At 61.1% G+C, this 13,562-nt stretch carries 15 protein-coding genes; 12 read left to right on the top strand and 3 right to left on the bottom strand.

Going from position 1 to position 13,562, the window contains the following annotated elements; translation table 11 throughout:
* The first annotated feature begins 1 nt into the window (after position 1).
* The 11 genes from ccoO (at position 2) to ubiM (ending at position 10,336) form a co-directional block, all read left to right on the top strand.
* Positions 2-733 (top strand): cytochrome-c oxidase, cbb3-type subunit II, encoded by a 732-nt coding sequence (gene ccoO, locus AC0L3L_RS31930; protein ID WP_473489349.1) that lies wholly within the window; start codon positions 2-4, stop codon positions 731-733.
* An 11-nt stretch (positions 734-744) separates the two neighbouring features.
* Positions 745-894, top strand: a complete 150-nt coding sequence (locus AC0L3L_RS31925; protein ID WP_040591650.1) for a CcoQ/FixQ family Cbb3-type cytochrome c oxidase assembly chaperone — start codon at positions 745-747, stop codon at positions 892-894.
* 2 nt (positions 895-896) lie between these two features.
* Complete coding sequence (gene ccoP, locus AC0L3L_RS31920) at positions 897-1,760, top strand: cytochrome-c oxidase, cbb3-type subunit III (protein ID WP_473489350.1); 864 nt, start codon at positions 897-899, stop codon at positions 1,758-1,760.
* A 166-nt stretch (positions 1,761-1,926) separates the two neighbouring features.
* Positions 1,927-3,486: a cytochrome c oxidase accessory protein CcoG gene (gene ccoG / locus AC0L3L_RS31915; protein WP_473641129.1), complete on the top strand. Its 1,560-nt coding sequence runs from the start codon at positions 1,927-1,929 to the stop codon at positions 3,484-3,486.
* Positions 3,483-3,980, top strand: a complete 498-nt coding sequence (locus tag AC0L3L_RS31910; RefSeq protein WP_473641127.1) for a FixH family protein — start codon at positions 3,483-3,485, stop codon at positions 3,978-3,980. Before ccoG ends, AC0L3L_RS31910 begins: the two co-directional genes overlap by 4 nt.
* Entirely contained in the window at positions 3,977-6,259 is a 2,283-nt protein-coding gene (locus AC0L3L_RS31905) for a cation-translocating P-type ATPase (RefSeq protein WP_473641125.1), read from the top strand. Before AC0L3L_RS31910 ends, AC0L3L_RS31905 begins: the two co-directional genes overlap by 4 nt.
* Positions 6,256-6,411, top strand: coding sequence for a cbb3-type cytochrome oxidase assembly protein CcoS (gene ccoS, locus AC0L3L_RS31900; RefSeq protein WP_008871940.1), 156 nt, complete (start codon positions 6,256-6,258; stop codon positions 6,409-6,411). Before AC0L3L_RS31905 ends, ccoS begins: the two co-directional genes overlap by 4 nt.
* Positions 6,412-6,626: 215 nt before the next feature.
* Positions 6,627-6,749: a hypothetical protein gene (locus tag AC0L3L_RS31895; RefSeq protein ID WP_473641124.1), complete on the top strand. Its 123-nt coding sequence runs from the start codon at positions 6,627-6,629 to the stop codon at positions 6,747-6,749.
* Complete coding sequence (locus tag AC0L3L_RS31890) at positions 6,746-8,647, top strand: glycoside hydrolase family 127 protein (protein ID WP_473641122.1); 1,902 nt, start codon at positions 6,746-6,748, stop codon at positions 8,645-8,647. The genes AC0L3L_RS31895 and AC0L3L_RS31890 overlap by 4 nt, the downstream gene beginning before the upstream one ends.
* Positions 8,648-9,025: a hypothetical protein gene (locus tag AC0L3L_RS31885; RefSeq protein ID WP_473479540.1), complete on the top strand. Its 378-nt coding sequence runs from the start codon at positions 8,648-8,650 to the stop codon at positions 9,023-9,025. It abuts the gene before it with no gap.
* A 129-nt stretch (positions 9,026-9,154) separates the two neighbouring features.
* Complete coding sequence (ubiM, locus tag AC0L3L_RS31880; protein ID WP_473641120.1) at positions 9,155-10,336, top strand: 5-demethoxyubiquinol-8 5-hydroxylase UbiM; 1,182 nt, start codon at positions 9,155-9,157, stop codon at positions 10,334-10,336.
* A 103-nt stretch (positions 10,337-10,439) separates the two neighbouring features.
* On the opposite strand, the gene AC0L3L_RS31875 is transcribed toward ubiM, so the two are convergent.
* Both AC0L3L_RS31875 and AC0L3L_RS31870 read right to left on the bottom strand, forming a co-directional pair.
* Complete coding sequence (locus AC0L3L_RS31875; protein ID WP_473489357.1) at positions 10,440-10,631, bottom strand: hypothetical protein; 192 nt, start codon at positions 10,629-10,631, stop codon at positions 10,440-10,442.
* A gap of 71 nt (positions 10,632-10,702) precedes the next feature.
* The gene (locus AC0L3L_RS31870; protein WP_473641171.1) at positions 10,703-10,990 is read right to left on the bottom strand and encodes a portal protein; all 288 of its coding nucleotides are present in this window, start codon (positions 10,988-10,990) and stop codon (positions 10,703-10,705) included.
* A 156-nt stretch (positions 10,991-11,146) separates the two neighbouring features.
* Here AC0L3L_RS31870 and AC0L3L_RS31865 point away from each other — a divergent pair, with 156 nt between their 5' ends.
* Positions 11,147-11,764: a class I SAM-dependent methyltransferase gene (locus AC0L3L_RS31865; RefSeq protein ID WP_473489358.1), complete on the top strand. Its 618-nt coding sequence runs from the start codon at positions 11,147-11,149 to the stop codon at positions 11,762-11,764.
* 788 nt (positions 11,765-12,552) lie between these two features.
* Here the strand turns inward: AC0L3L_RS31865 and AC0L3L_RS31860 are convergent.
* A complete protein-coding gene (locus AC0L3L_RS31860) occupies positions 12,553-13,329 on the bottom strand; it encodes a sulfite exporter TauE/SafE family protein (protein WP_065010507.1) in 777 nt (258 codons plus the stop codon).
* Between the last annotated feature and the right edge of the window lie 233 nt (positions 13,330-13,562).

Raw genomic sequence — 13,562 nt, 5'->3', positions numbered from 1 at the left:
AATGGGCTTGATGAACAAACACGCCGTGATCGAGAAGAACGCCACGCTGCTTCTCGTCGGCTCCCTTCTGGTGGTGACGATCGGCGGCATCGTCGAGATCGCGCCGCTCTTCTATCTCGACAATACGATCGAGAAGGTCGAAGGCATGCGGCCCTATTCGCCGCTCGAACTCGCCGGCCGCAACATCTATGTGCGCGAGGGCTGCTACCTCTGCCATAGCCAGATGATCAGGCCGTTCCGCGATGAGGTCGAGCGCTATGGGCACTACAGCCTGGCGGCCGAGTCGATGTACGACCACCCGTTCCAGTGGGGATCGAAACGCACAGGACCGGATCTCGCGCGAGTGGGCGACCGTTATTCGAATGGATGGCACGTTCAGCACCTTGTGGATCCGCGCTCCGTGGTGCCGGAATCGATAATGCCGAGCTACGCGTTCCTGAAAGAAATGCCGATTGAGGTGAAGTACTTCTCGACGCACCTGATCGCGAACAGCCGTGTGGGCGTGCCCTACTCCGACGACATGATCGCGAGCGCGAATGCCGATCTGATGGCGCAGGCAGATCCCAACGTCGACACATCCGGTCTTGAAGCGCGGTATCCAAAGGCCAAGCTCGGTGACTTCGATGGCAATCCGCAACAGGTCAGCGAGATGGACGCGCTGGTCGCTTACCTCCAGATGCTTGGCACTCTGGTCGATTTCAAAAACTACGACGAAGCCGCCGGTTACCGCTGAGGAGAATGGTGATGACCTACAACTTCATGCGGGCGTTTGCCGACACTTGGGGCCTGCTCGCTATGGCGCTGTTCTTCGTAGGATGCATCACCTTTGCGCTCCGTCCCGGCAGCAGGACGCGAGCCGACGAAGCTGCTCAAATCCCTCTCAAGGACGACTGATCATGAGCGGTGAGCACATTGACGAAGTCTCCGACGTCTCGACCACCGGCCATGAATGGGACGGGATCAAGGAGCTCAACAATCCGCTTCCGCGCTGGTGGGTGAGCACCTTCTACGTCACCATTGTCTGGGCGATCGGCTACACCATCGCTTATCCCGCATGGCCTATGCTAAGCTCCGCCACCCGAGGCGTGCTCGTCTATTCCAGCCGCAACGATGTCAAGAATGAGCTGGCAGCGGCCGAGGTCGCCAAGGGCAAGTATGTTGCCGCCCTTCAGGCGAAGACTGTCGCCGAGATTGCCGCCGACGATGTTTTGCGCGGATTTGCTATCGCGGCCGGTGGCGCCGCCTTCAAGGTCAATTGCGTTCAGTGCCATGGCTCCGGCGCCCAGGGTTCGAAGGGCTTTCCCAACCTGAATGATGACGATTGGCTGTGGGGCGGCAAGGTCGAGCAGATCCAGCAGACAATCGCGCACGGCATCCGCGTTGCCTCCGACCCCGACACGCGCCTGTCGGAAATGCCGGCGTTTGGTGACATCATTGCGCCCGAGCAGATTACACAGGTCAGCGCTTATGTCTCGAGTCTCTCCGGCGCTGTTGGCGATCAAGCAATGGTCATACCCGGCGCCAATGTTTTCGCCGAAAATTGTGCCGCCTGTCATGGTGATAATGCAAAGGGAAACACGGAGCTTGGCGCACCCGACCTGACCGACGCGATCTGGCTCTACGGGGCGGGCGAGACGGCTATCGCCGCGCAGGTTCGCGCGCCAAAGCAAGGCGTCATGCCGGCCTGGGGTGGGCGTCTCGGCGAGGTCAAGGTCAAGGAACTTGCGGTCTATGTCCATTCGCTTGGCGGCGGAGAATAGGAACGGAAGCCTATTCTCGGCCCTCCCCCTGCCAAGCGACGAGGCCCGGCGCGAGCCGGGCCTCGACACCATTCCGGCTGTGACCTGCATCAACACGGGCGGACCGCCCACGGCGAGGCTGTTCGATGGGCGGCCCTGACATCGGCAGCGGGACTGGAGATGCCACGTGCGTGATAAAACGCAGACAGAACCGCCCGAAGCAGAAGCGATCGACTCCCCCAACACCCGTGAGCCGCTTTATGCCCCACGCAAGAAGGTTTTCCCGAAGCGAATCTCGGGTAATTTCCGTCGCTTCAAATGGCTGGTGATGGCGATCACGCTGGGCATCTACTACCTGACGCCCTGGCTGCGCTGGGATCGAGGTCCGTTTGCTCCCGATCAGGCCGTGCTGATCGATCTTGCCAACCGCCGCTTCTATTTCTTCTTCATCGAGATTTGGCCGCAGGAATTCTTCTATGTCGCCGGCCTTCTCGTTATGGCCGGCATCGGCCTTTTCCTAATCACATCCACAGTTGGCAGAGCCTGGTGCGGCTATACCTGTCCGCAGACCGTATGGGTCGATCTGTTTCTGGTTGTGGAGCGCGCGATCGAGGGAGATCGCAATGCCCGCATGAAACTCGACGCCGGACCGTGGACCGCGCGCAAGCTTGTGCTGCGTGTCTCGAAACACGCGATCTGGCTGGCCATAGCGGCAGCGACCGGCGGCGCCTGGATCTTCTATTTCGCCGATGCGCCAATGCTGATTGGCGAGGTCTTCGCTGGCACCGCGGCGCCGGTCGCCTACATCACCATCGGCGTGCTGACGGCAACCACCTACACATTCGGCGGGCTGATGCGCGAGCAGGTCTGCACCTATATGTGCCCGTGGCCGCGCATTCAGGCGGCCATGCTCGATGAAAATTCGCTTACCGTGACCTACAATGACTGGCGTGGCGAACCTCGGTCGCGGCACGCCAAGAAGGTCCAGGGCGCGGGGCAGCTTGTCGGAGACTGCGTCGATTGCAATGCCTGTGTCGCCGTCTGCCCGATGGGGATCGACATTCGCGACGGCCAGCAGCTCGAATGCATCACTTGCGCGCTGTGCATCGATGCCTGCGACGGCGTCATGGACAAACTCGGCAAGGAGCGCGGGCTGATCTCCTATGCGACGCTGTCCGATTACAACGCCAACATGGCGGTGGCGACCGCAGGCGGCTCTTGCTCGGTGAACCCGTCGCTCGTCCGGACCGACGGCGGCGCTTTCTCCGACAAATTAGCCCATTTCCATATCCGCAAGATCTTTCGGCCGCGCACCTTCATCTACATGGGCGCATGGTCGGCGGTCGGCCTTGCGCTGCTCTATTCGCTGCTGACGCGCGACCGGCTCGAGGTCAACGTTCTGCACGACCGCAACCCGCAATTTGTCACGCTGTCCGACGGTTCGATCCGCAACGGCTACACCGTCAAGCTGCTCAACATGATCCCCGAGCCAAGGACGATCGTCGTGACGATGCAGGGCCTGCGGGGAGCCGAAATGAGCGTCGTTGGTATCGACCTTCCCGCAGACCGGTCCTTCGCCGTCGCGGTCGAACCCGACCGCCTGAAGATGCTGAAGGTTTTCGTGCGCCAGCCGGCGGACCAGGTCGGAAGCGCAACACAAACCTTCAAATTCCGCGTCGAGGACAAGGCGAGTTTCGAAACGGACGAATACACCGCCACCTTCAATGCCCCGGAGATCGCCAGATGAGCGCCAATACGCAAAAAACCCGCGAATTCACCGGCAGGCACATGCTGGCCACCATTCTCGCCTTTTTTGGTGTGGTCATCGCAGTCAATCTGACGATGGCGACATTCGCCAGCACAAGCTGGACCGGCCTTGTCGTCGAAAACACCTATGTGGCCAGCCAGCAATTCAACCAAAAGGCCGAGGAAGGGCGCGCACAGGCGGCGCTCGGCTGGACCGGCAAATTGACGATCGCTTGGGGCGAAGTCCGCTACAGTCTCAGCGATGCCGCCGGCAAGCCGGTTCCCTTGCGTAGTGTCAAGGTGCTGTTTCGTCATCCTGCCTACGAGGGCGCGGACAAAGCTGTCACTCTCGCCGCTGCCTCGGGCCAGGAATTTGTTGCTCAGCACACGCTAAGGGACGGCGTCTGGATCGTCGAAGTCGACACTGATGCCGGTCTGCCAGAGCCTTATCGCGACGTTCGCCGGATCATGATTTCTCAGGGAGCACTGCAATGAGCTGCTGTGCGCCGGGCGCTGAAATGGCGCTGGATCTGGGCGGAGTCACATCCAGTCTGCCGTCGGGCCAGGAGATCAGGCTGGCAAGCCGCTCGCTTGGCGATGACCTTCGCCAGACCGATCTCTCAGTACCGACCGCTCATTGCGCGGCCTGCATCCAGGCCATCGAGACAGCTCTCGGAAAGCTCGATCGCGTCGAAGGCGCTCGTGTCAACCTGTCGACGAAACGGGTTGCGATCAGGTGGCGCGGAAATGAGGCTCCACCGTTTGTCGCCGCGCTTGGACGGCTGGGATACGAAGCGCATTTGTTCGAGCCCGAGACAGGGGAGAAGGACAAGACGCTATCGGAGCTGATCCGGGCCGTGGGGGTTGCCGGCTTTGCAGCGGGCAACATCATGCTGCTTTCGGTCTCGGTCTGGTCCGGCGCTGAAGGTGCGACCCGCGACCTGTTCCACTGGGTCTCGGCACTGATCGCCATCCCCGCGCTCGCCTTCGCTGGTGGCATCTACTTCCGCTCGGCATGGAACGCATTGCGTCACGGCCGCATGAACATGGATGTGCCGATTGCGGTTGGTGTCTCGCTCGCCTACGCGATGAGTCTTTACGAAACCATCAACCATGGTGACCACGCTTACTTCGATGCATCGGTATCGCTGCTGTTCTTCCTGCTGATCGGCCGCACGCTTGATCACGTGATGCGCGAGCGTGCCCGGACCGCGGTGAACGGTCTGTCACGGCTGGCGGCGCGCGGCGCCATGGTATTGCGCGACGATGGCACGCGCGACTACCGGCCGGTTGGCGAGATCGAACCAGGCATGCAGTTGCTGATCGCTGCCGGCGAACGGATTCCCGTCGACGGCAAGGTCATTCGAGGCTCTTCGGATCTCGACTGTTCACTGGTTTCCGGTGAGAGCACACCCAGAACCGTGGCGACAGGGGAAACCGTGCAGGCAGGCACGCACAATCTCACCGGCCCACTGACGGTCGAGGCGACAGCCGCCGCAAAAGACTCCTTCCTGGCCGAAATGGTCCGGCTGATGGAAGCCGCCGAGGGCGGTCGCGCGCATTATCGCAGGATCGCCGACCGCGTTTCAGCGCTCTATGCTCCAGTGGTTCATCTGACCGCCTTCCTAACGTTCCTTGGCTGGATGGCGGCGACCGGCGATTGGCACCGGGCAGTAACAAACGCAATCGCCGTTCTCATCATCACCTGCCCATGTGCGCTCGGCCTCGCCGTGCCGATCGTGCAGATGGTCGCTGCGCGGCGTCTGTTCGAAAGCGGGGTCATGGTCAAGGATGGTTCGGCCATGGAGCGCCTGGCGGCGATCGACACGGCCGTGTTCGACAAGACAGGAACGCTTACGCTCGGACAGCCCCGGCTCGTCAATGCGTCGTCAGTCGATCCAGCCATGCTGGCAATCGCTGCCGAGATGGCCGCGCACTCCCGTCACCCGCATTCAAACGCCATTGCCACCTTTGCCGGTTTCGCCGGTCAGCCAAAGCTCGAATCTGTCAGCGAACACCCCGGATTCGGCATCGAAGCCACCGCGAGGGGAAGCACCTGGCGACTGGGGCGGCGCGGTTGGGCTGGATGGAAGGCCCGAACCGGTGGCGAAAGCAGATACGGCGGAACGGTTCTGACCAAAGACGGGATCATCGTGGCGTCCTTTGTCTTCAAGGACGCGCTGCGTCCGGACGCCAGGGCGGCCATCGAGCAATTGAACAATGCCCGAGTTTCCGTGGAAATGCTGTCGGGCGATACCGGGGCTGCCTGTGCCGAGGTCGCGACGACGTTGGGGATACATCACTTTGTTCCGGCGCTGCTTCCTTCGGGCAAGGTCAAGTATATTGAAAGCCTGGCGAAGGACGGCCACAAGGTGCTCATGGTTGGCGACGGCCTCAACGACACCCCTGCGCTGGGCGCGGCACATGTCTCGATCGCTCCAGCCACGGCGGCCGATGTCGGCCGCAAAGCTGCGGATTTCGTTTTCCTGCACGAAAGCCTTTCGGCCGTCTCCCTTGCGCTCGACGTTTCGCGAAAGGCCGGACAACTGATCCGGCAAAACATCGCCATCGCGATTGTCTACAACGCCATTGCCGTCCCGATCGCCATTTTGGGGCAGGTAACACCATTGATTGCGGCAATCGCGATGTCGGCCTCATCACTGCTTGTCATTGGCAATGCGTCGAGGCTGCAAGGTTATGTGCCAGACGTGCCAAGGAGAACTGCTCCGCCTGATAGCCGCTCCCACACCGGCACATTGACGCAACCCTCATGACAATCCTGGTCTATCTCATACCGGTGGCTCTGTTGTTGGGCGGGCTTGGACTGTCTGGCTTCCTGTGGGCCTTGAGGAGTGGTCAATACGAGGATCTCGACGGAGCCGCCGAGCGTATCCTCATTGACCGGGACGAGAGGCCGGAACGCTGATTCCGTCACTCGAGGGCCTGCGTCGCCCGCGATGCAAGCGGCTGATGCCACGAAGTACCTCCCACGGCCGGACGAGCGCTGGCGATGTACGTGTTCCAAGTGCAACGGAGCGGATAGACCGGCGGCGCGGGTTTGTCGTGTCTGGCTGACCCAGATCAGTGCTGTCTCCTCATCGCCCTGATTTCAATGGACGAGTCTTTTCAAGGGGAGAACGCATGTCTAGCCAGACGGAAGCTGAGCGGCATCAGGTGCTGGCCGTGTTCCCCGGGGGCGCCGGCATTGTCGAAGCCGTGAGCAGGCCGGCGCACGTCATTGGAGGAGCCGATGCGTTCGAATGAGCGAGTTCAAGCCAGTTCGGTTCGTTGATGTCGCGCTGGAGGGGCAATTCTGGCGCGAGCGGCTGGAGACGGTGCTGACACGGACCATCCCCAGCCAGCACGCCCAGCTTGGCAAGCAAGGTGTATTGCTGTCCCTCACACTGCCGAACCAGTCGCTGCCACTGAGCGTCCCAGGCAACGAGCACGATTTCGGGCAGGTGTTCTGGGACTCCGACGCCGGCAAGTGGATAGAAGCAGCATCCTACGCGCTGTCACACAGGCGTGATCCCGACATCGAGGCATGGATCGAAAACATTGTCGATGATCTCGAAAAGGCGCAGGCTCCCGACGGTTATCTGAACTGCTGGTACCTGCAGCGCGAGCCCGACAAGCGCTGGACCAACCTGCGCGACAATCACGAACTCTACAATCTTGGACATCTGCTCGAGGGCGGTATCGCCTACTTCCTCGCGACGGGCCGGCGCCGGCTCCTGGACATCCTTGAGCGGTATGTTGACCATGTGTGCAAGACATTCGGCCCGAACCCCGGCCAGAAGCGCGGCTATTGCGGCCATCAGGAAATCGAGCTGGCCCTCGTAAAGCTCTATCGCTTGACCGGAGACAGAATGCATCTCGACCTCGCGGCCTATTTCATGAATGAGCGCGGGCGTCAGCCGCACTACTTCGATCAGGAAGCGGTCGCGCGCGGGGAGAACCCCAGGGATTTCAGGGCGCAAAGATATGAGTACAACCAGTCGCACAGGCCGATGCGCGAGCAAACTAAGGTGGTCGGACATGCGGTCCGAGCGATGTACATGCTTTCTGCCATGGCCGACCTCGCGGCGGAACTGAATGACGACAGCCTCAAGAAAGCATGCGAGGTGCTCTGGGCCGACGTCATCTCCTCGAAAATCTACATCACGTCCGGCTTGGGTCCGGCTGCCGCGAATGAAGGCTTTACTGAGGATCACGACCTGCCGAACGATACGGCGTATGCGGAGACCTGCGCCTCGGTAGGCCTGATCTTCTGGGCACATCGCATGCTGCATCTCGAACTCGACGGCCGATACGCCGACGTTCTGGAACAGGCGTTGTTCAACGGCGCGCTGACCGGCCTTTCGCGCGATGGCGAGCTCTATTTCTACTCCAATCCGCTCGAGAGCGATGGGCGACGCAGCAGATGGGCCTGGCACTCATGCCCATGCTGCACGATGAATTCGTCTCGTTTGATTGCTTCGATCGGAGGCTATTTCGTCTCGGCCAGTGAAAACGCAATCGCCTTCCATCTCTACGGCGGCGTTTCGACGAACATCCAACTCGCTACGGGCAATGTGTTCCTGCGGGAAACCAGCGCCTATCCATTTTTCGGCTCGATCAGGATCGAGGTCAGCCCTGACGCGCCAGCCGAGTTCACTATCAACCTCCGCATTCCCGGTTGGGCTCATGAAGCCGAAGCTTCGGTCGGGGGATGTGCAGTCGATGTGACGGCATGCACCAGAAATGGCTATCTTGCGATCTCGCGGCTATGGAGTGCCGGAGACACCATCGCCCTCGAGCTACCGATTTCTCCCGAGCGCATCTATGCTCATCCCTCGGTCAAGCAGGATATCGGCCGGGTGGCGCTTAAGCGCGGACCATTGGTTTATTGCGTTGAAGAGGTCGATAATCCCGGGGCGCCCGTGCAGCAGCTCACACTGCCGCGAGAGTCCGAGATCGAAACGATGGAACGGGGCGATCTTTTCGATGGCGTGGTCACGCTGACTGCCTCCGCGCAGCGCGTCGAAGACCAAGGCTGGGGAGACAGCCTATACAGAAATACACCCCCCATCGCTTCGGACTGCCGGCTAACCGCCCTGCCATACTATCTCTGGAACAATCGGGCAAAAGGCTCGATGCAGGTGTGGCTGCTGGAAAGCTGAATGGCCGAGGTGAGAAACCCGTTGGTTGGCTGGCTGTCTGCCCAGGTGAGCGGAGTATGCCAAAGTTTTGTTTGCAGGAGTGAACGGATGTCGCGATTTCGCCTATTGACGATCTTCATGTCGGGAATGCTGGGAACGGCGACGTTGCCGGATCCAGTCGCCTCGGCACCAGTCCTCAACCCCGCCAATCGCAATGGGCTGGTCGAGCAGAACGAATTACTGATGCTGGAGAACAGGCTGCGGCGGCAGCAATATCAGCAGCAGCAGCAGCAGTTCCGTTCCCAGGATCGCGAGATCGCGCCGCAGCAACGGCCCGATCGACCGCTTACTTGCCAGCTACAGCCGTCAAGCAACGGCTTTGTGAGCATCTGCCGCTGATGAGGCGGCTTGCCACTTATTTAGGCGGCCATAGCTTGTGCGCGTCGTGCTTAACTAGCATCAGAGGCGTTTTTTGATTTCGCAGCTCGTGCTTGGGCACTGGAGAGCCTACGCGATGGCGCCACGCTGATGGCCGACTCCGATGACAGCTTCGACATCATTGTCGTTGGAGCGGGGCCGGTCGGACTTTGCTTCGCCGCATCACTCGCTCAAAGCCAACTCAAGGTCGCAGTTGTCGAACAGAACTCAATTGATACTCTCGCCAATCCGCCTTTTGACGGCCGGGAAATCGCGCTGACCCACGCCTCGATCAGAATCCTTCGCGAGATCGGCGCTTGGGATGCCATCCCTGCTTCGGACAAATCACAGCTTCACGGCGCGCGCGTGCTCAACGGTTCGAGCCCTTTCGCTCTGCGTTTCGATCCTCCCAGCGGGTCTGGAGAACCCCTCGGAGTTTTGGTCCCAAATTGCCGGATCCGCGACGCGCTGTTCAAGACCATCCACGTGCAGAATCACGCGCGGCTGCTGTGCGGCCACTCGGTCGTAGATGCAACAACCAGCCACACAGGAGCACTCGTAACGCTGTCTAATGGCGTGCAGTTGAACGCTAGCCTTGTGGTTGCCGCCGATTCACGTCTGTCGGCCACTCGTGATCTGCTCGGCATAGGCGCCGATATCAATCGGCTTGGCTACTCGATGCTAATATGCCGGGTGCGGCATGAGCGCCCCCACCACCAGGTGGCAATCGAATGGTTCGATCACCATCAGACGATAGCGATGTTGCCCCTGGCGGAGGGAGTGTCGTCGCTGCTGCTCACCCTGCGCTCAAACGAGGCCGATAGACTGCTTGCCTTCAGCGACCATTTGTTTCTGAGGGAATTGACGAACCGGTGTCGAGGGCGCCTTGGAAAAATGACCTTGGCAAGCAAGCGCCACACCTATCCGCTGGTCACGACTTGGGCGCACAAATTCCGAGCTCCCAGCGCCGCACTCATCGGCGACGCTGCCATCGGCATGCACCCGGTGACTGCGCATGGTTTCAACATCGGTATCAGCGGCCAGAAGCAACTCGCCTATAGAATCCTAACAGCATGTCGCGACGGTCGCGAGATTGCCGATCCCGACATGCTGCACGGATACGAAAGGTGGCTTCGCCTGTCAGCGGCGCCGCTCTTCCATGGCACGAACATTGTCGTCGGACTCTACTCAAGCGAGCACCCGGCGGCACGGCTTGCACGACATGTGGGGCTTCGGTTCGCCCAACATGTCCCCTTTATGCGGCATGGCATTTCGGCCATGCTTAGGCGATGAAACCGTACCAGCAGCTTTGGACCGTGCGCGATGAAAGAGGGCCTCATTCGCCTGAGCAATCGCTGCCCCTGCAGGTATAGGCGGCAGCTTCCCGCGGCAGGTCCTAAATGTCGCCCCGATCGATCTTGGTCGGGCGCTCGTCATGGCCGGGGGCGTCGAGACGGAGGCGGATCGGCAATTTCTTTACAAGCTTGGCTGCAGAACTGCTCAGGGCTTCCTGTTCTCCGAGGCGGTGCCTCTCAGCCAAGCTCTTGAGTAAAAGAGCACCCGAAGCAATGTTGATCACCGCCGTCAACAGTCACTGCATCGAGCAGAGCGTCAAATGACCGATGGGCTGGGGTGAGGCGGGAATGGGAAACGCGTTGATCACGGGCGTGCAACGAGCGCAAATGGGTTCGACGTCGACAGCCCGTGCCATTTTCCCGACTGCGGGATGATCAGGCTTTCCAGCCCGGCGGCCAGCCGGTTTGCAGCCGAGTTGATGGTGTTGGCGTAGACGCGGGCGCCGCGCCGCTCCTGCCGCTCGGCCTGCGGTTCCGCCCCCGGCCACCACTCCAGAAATCGGGCGCGTCGGGGTCGCAGAATTCCCGATACCGCCTCCCAGACAGCCTCATACCGGCTGCGCTCGCTCTCCAGTTCCGCCTGTCGCGACAGGATATCGTAGGCGCGGGAATTGCTCTCATGGCATTTCCTTGTTCGGTCGTATCAGCTTGTTCGAAGCCCAGATATTGCCAAGGCCAGGTCGAATTTAGTTATCTTTTTCGATAATCAAGGGGCGCGGGGGGGCGAATCAAGGAGATCGATGTGACAATGACGGAGAGCCTACCCGGTGCCCTGACGAGGCGAAGCAAGCAGGTTGCAAAACGGCTGATCGGCTACGATTCCCGCAACTGGCTGCGCATCAGGCAGATCGAGGCGTTCACCGCGTTTCTTGAAGCTGACGGCCGCGAATCATCTGACGTGATCGAGGTTTCACCCGGCTGGAACCGCTACTGGAAGACGATGTGCTCCAACTATACCTCGGTCGATTTCCCTGATTTCGACGTCTGCAAGGACCGCACCGACCGGCAATATTCCGTGGTCATCGCCGACCAGGTGCTGGAGCATGTGCAGCGCCCGTTTGCCGCGGCACAGAATATCCACGCCATGACCCGGCCGGGCGGCTGGGCGATGGTGGCGACGCCATTCCTGTTCAGGGTGCATGCCAGGCCGCACGACTACAACCGCTGGACCCCCGCCGGCCTGAAGCAGGTGATGGTCGAAGGCGGCTTCCCGGAATCCGGGATAGAAGTGTTCGGCTGGGGCAACAGAGCCTGCGCCAAAGCCCATATCGGCGGCCCGGTGCGCGCCTACGGCCTATGGCGCGACCTCAGCAACGACGAGGAATACCCGCTGATGGTCTGGGCGTTCGCGCGCAAGCCGGAGTAAGAGCGTAGTCTCCCCGCTTGAGGACCCTTGAGGGGAGATGCTCGGCAGAGCAGAGGGGTCATCTCGCGTAAAGCGCGGGCATCCTCTGTCCCCGATAAAGGCTGCTTCAACTCGTGCCGACCCCCCGCTGTCGCCATCGGCATAATCTCCCCCTTCAAGGGCCCCTCAAGGGGGAGATTATGCGCACTCCCCCGCCGCTTCACCTGCCTCGCATGCCGGTGCCGATACCAGCAGGCCAGCGCAGCAGAGCTGTGCGAAGGCCGGTATCAACCTTGAGGTCAGGCGCGAACGGGACGACGGCTACTTTAGATGAAAATAGATCAAGGCTTCATCCGCGGCTTGGCCAAGTCTCGGGAGGACCGGCTGCTTGTCAAAACGGTGATCGATCTTGGTCGGGCGCTCCGCATCGATGTCATGGCCGAGGCGTTGAAACAGAGGCGGACCGGCAAATTTTGTACAAGCTAGGCTGCAGAACTGCTCAGGCTTCCTGTTCTCCAAGGCGGTGCCTCTAAGCCAGGCGCTTGAATTGGCACTGAAAGAGCACGCGAAGCAATGTTGATCGCCGCCGTCATCAGTCACTGCATCGAGCAGAGCGTAAAAGGACCGATGGGCCGGGCGAGGCGGGAATGGGAAACGCGTTGATCACTGGCGTGCCATACGCTGTTCGTGGCGCAGGTTAGGTTTTCCAGGGTGGCAAGTCGCCTCCAGTCCGCGATTCACTTCGGTTACGCCGATCATGATGTCCGGAAGCAAAGCGAAGGCTTAGAAGGGTAGTCCGCTTGCTCAGGTCAGACAAATCCCAGTTGTTGGGCGGTCTGGAACAAAGCGAGCAGCATGATCAGGCAGCCGACGAGCCGCAAAAGCGTCCGCTCGGCAATCGCCTTGAGCACCCATCCGGCAAGCGGAGCGGCGACTATGCCGCCCACGATCAGCCCCAGCACCGAGCTTGCATGTGTCGACAGCGCCCCCGCTTCCTGCCAGTGCCCACTGACGAGCGCGACGATGAAGGTGACGGACACCGCTAGCGTGATCAGGAACTCGGCCGCATTGACAGTGCCGATCACGTAGCGGGGCGGCGCGCCGGCGCCGAGCAATCCGGTCACGACCATCGGGCCCCATCCGCCGCCACCTGCAGCGTCGAGGAAGCCGCCGACAGTGCCCAGCGGCGCCACAAGACGGGTAGGAACCGGATTGCTGGGGATCTTGCGGAACGACCGGAGGAACAGCCAGAGCCCGATCACAGCGAGATAGGTCGTGACGTAGGGCTTCACCATGTCGCCGTCGAACGAGGTCAGCACGAAGGCGCCGAGGCAGCCGCCGAGAATGCCGAAAGGAGCAAGCCGCCAGAACAGCTTCCAGTCGATATTGCGGTGGTAGTGGTGCGCCGTGCCGGAAGCGGCCGTGGTGAACACTTCCGCCGCGTGTACCGCGGCGGAAGCCTGCGCCGGCGGAACACCGAAGGAGAGCAGCACGGTGGAGGAGATCGCGCCATAGGCCATGCCTAACGCGCCGTCAACGGCCTGGGCGAGGAAGCCGACAATGGCGAACAGAATGAAGTCAGTCATTGGTGTCCGCCGTGAAAGTGCCGCCGTATGTAGCCTTATGGATGTGGCATCCGGCTTGGCTCCGCGTCAGAGAAAAGGGCGGCATCGCTGCCGCCCATCGAGATTGTTGAGGTGCGTGGACCTTAGAAATCCATACCGCCCATACCGCCCATGCCACCCATGCCGCCGCCGCCCATGCCGCCAGGCATGCCGCCGCCAGCCGACTCCTTCTTCGGAGCCTCCGCGATCATGGC

This window comes from Mesorhizobium sp. WSM4849 (genome assembly GCF_055811385.1).
This window is presented reverse-complemented; position numbering and strand designations above follow the sequence as displayed.

Excerpts from the sequence above, each read along its gene's own strand:
- AC0L3L_RS31885 (WP_473479540.1), top strand. The coding sequence starts at position 8,648 with ATGGCCGAGGTGAGAAACCCGTTGGTTGGCTGGCTGTCTGCCCAGGTG.
- AC0L3L_RS31860 (WP_065010507.1), bottom strand. The coding sequence starts at position 13,329 with ATGACTGACTTCATTCTGTTCGCCATTGTCGGCTTCCTCGCCCAGGCC.
- ubiM (WP_473641120.1), top strand. The coding sequence starts at position 9,155 with ATGGCCGACTCCGATGACAGCTTCGACATCATTGTCGTTGGAGCGGGG.
- AC0L3L_RS31890 (WP_473641122.1), top strand. The coding sequence starts at position 6,746 with ATGAGCGAGTTCAAGCCAGTTCGGTTCGTTGATGTCGCGCTGGAGGGG.
- AC0L3L_RS31910 (WP_473641127.1), top strand. The coding sequence starts at position 3,483 with ATGAGCGCCAATACGCAAAAAACCCGCGAATTCACCGGCAGGCACATG.
- AC0L3L_RS31865 (WP_473489358.1), top strand. The coding sequence starts at position 11,147 with ATGACGGAGAGCCTACCCGGTGCCCTGACGAGGCGAAGCAAGCAGGTT.
- AC0L3L_RS31925 (WP_040591650.1), top strand. The coding sequence starts at position 745 with ATGACCTACAACTTCATGCGGGCGTTTGCCGACACTTGGGGCCTGCTC.
- AC0L3L_RS31895 (WP_473641124.1), top strand. The coding sequence starts at position 6,627 with ATGTCTAGCCAGACGGAAGCTGAGCGGCATCAGGTGCTGGCCGTGTTC.
- ccoS (WP_008871940.1), top strand. The coding sequence starts at position 6,256 with ATGACAATCCTGGTCTATCTCATACCGGTGGCTCTGTTGTTGGGCGGG.
- AC0L3L_RS31905 (WP_473641125.1), top strand. The coding sequence starts at position 3,977 with ATGAGCTGCTGTGCGCCGGGCGCTGAAATGGCGCTGGATCTGGGCGGA.
- ccoP (WP_473489350.1), top strand. The coding sequence starts at position 897 with ATGAGCGGTGAGCACATTGACGAAGTCTCCGACGTCTCGACCACCGGC.
- ccoO (WP_473489349.1), top strand. The coding sequence starts at position 2 with ATGGGCTTGATGAACAAACACGCCGTGATCGAGAAGAACGCCACGCTG.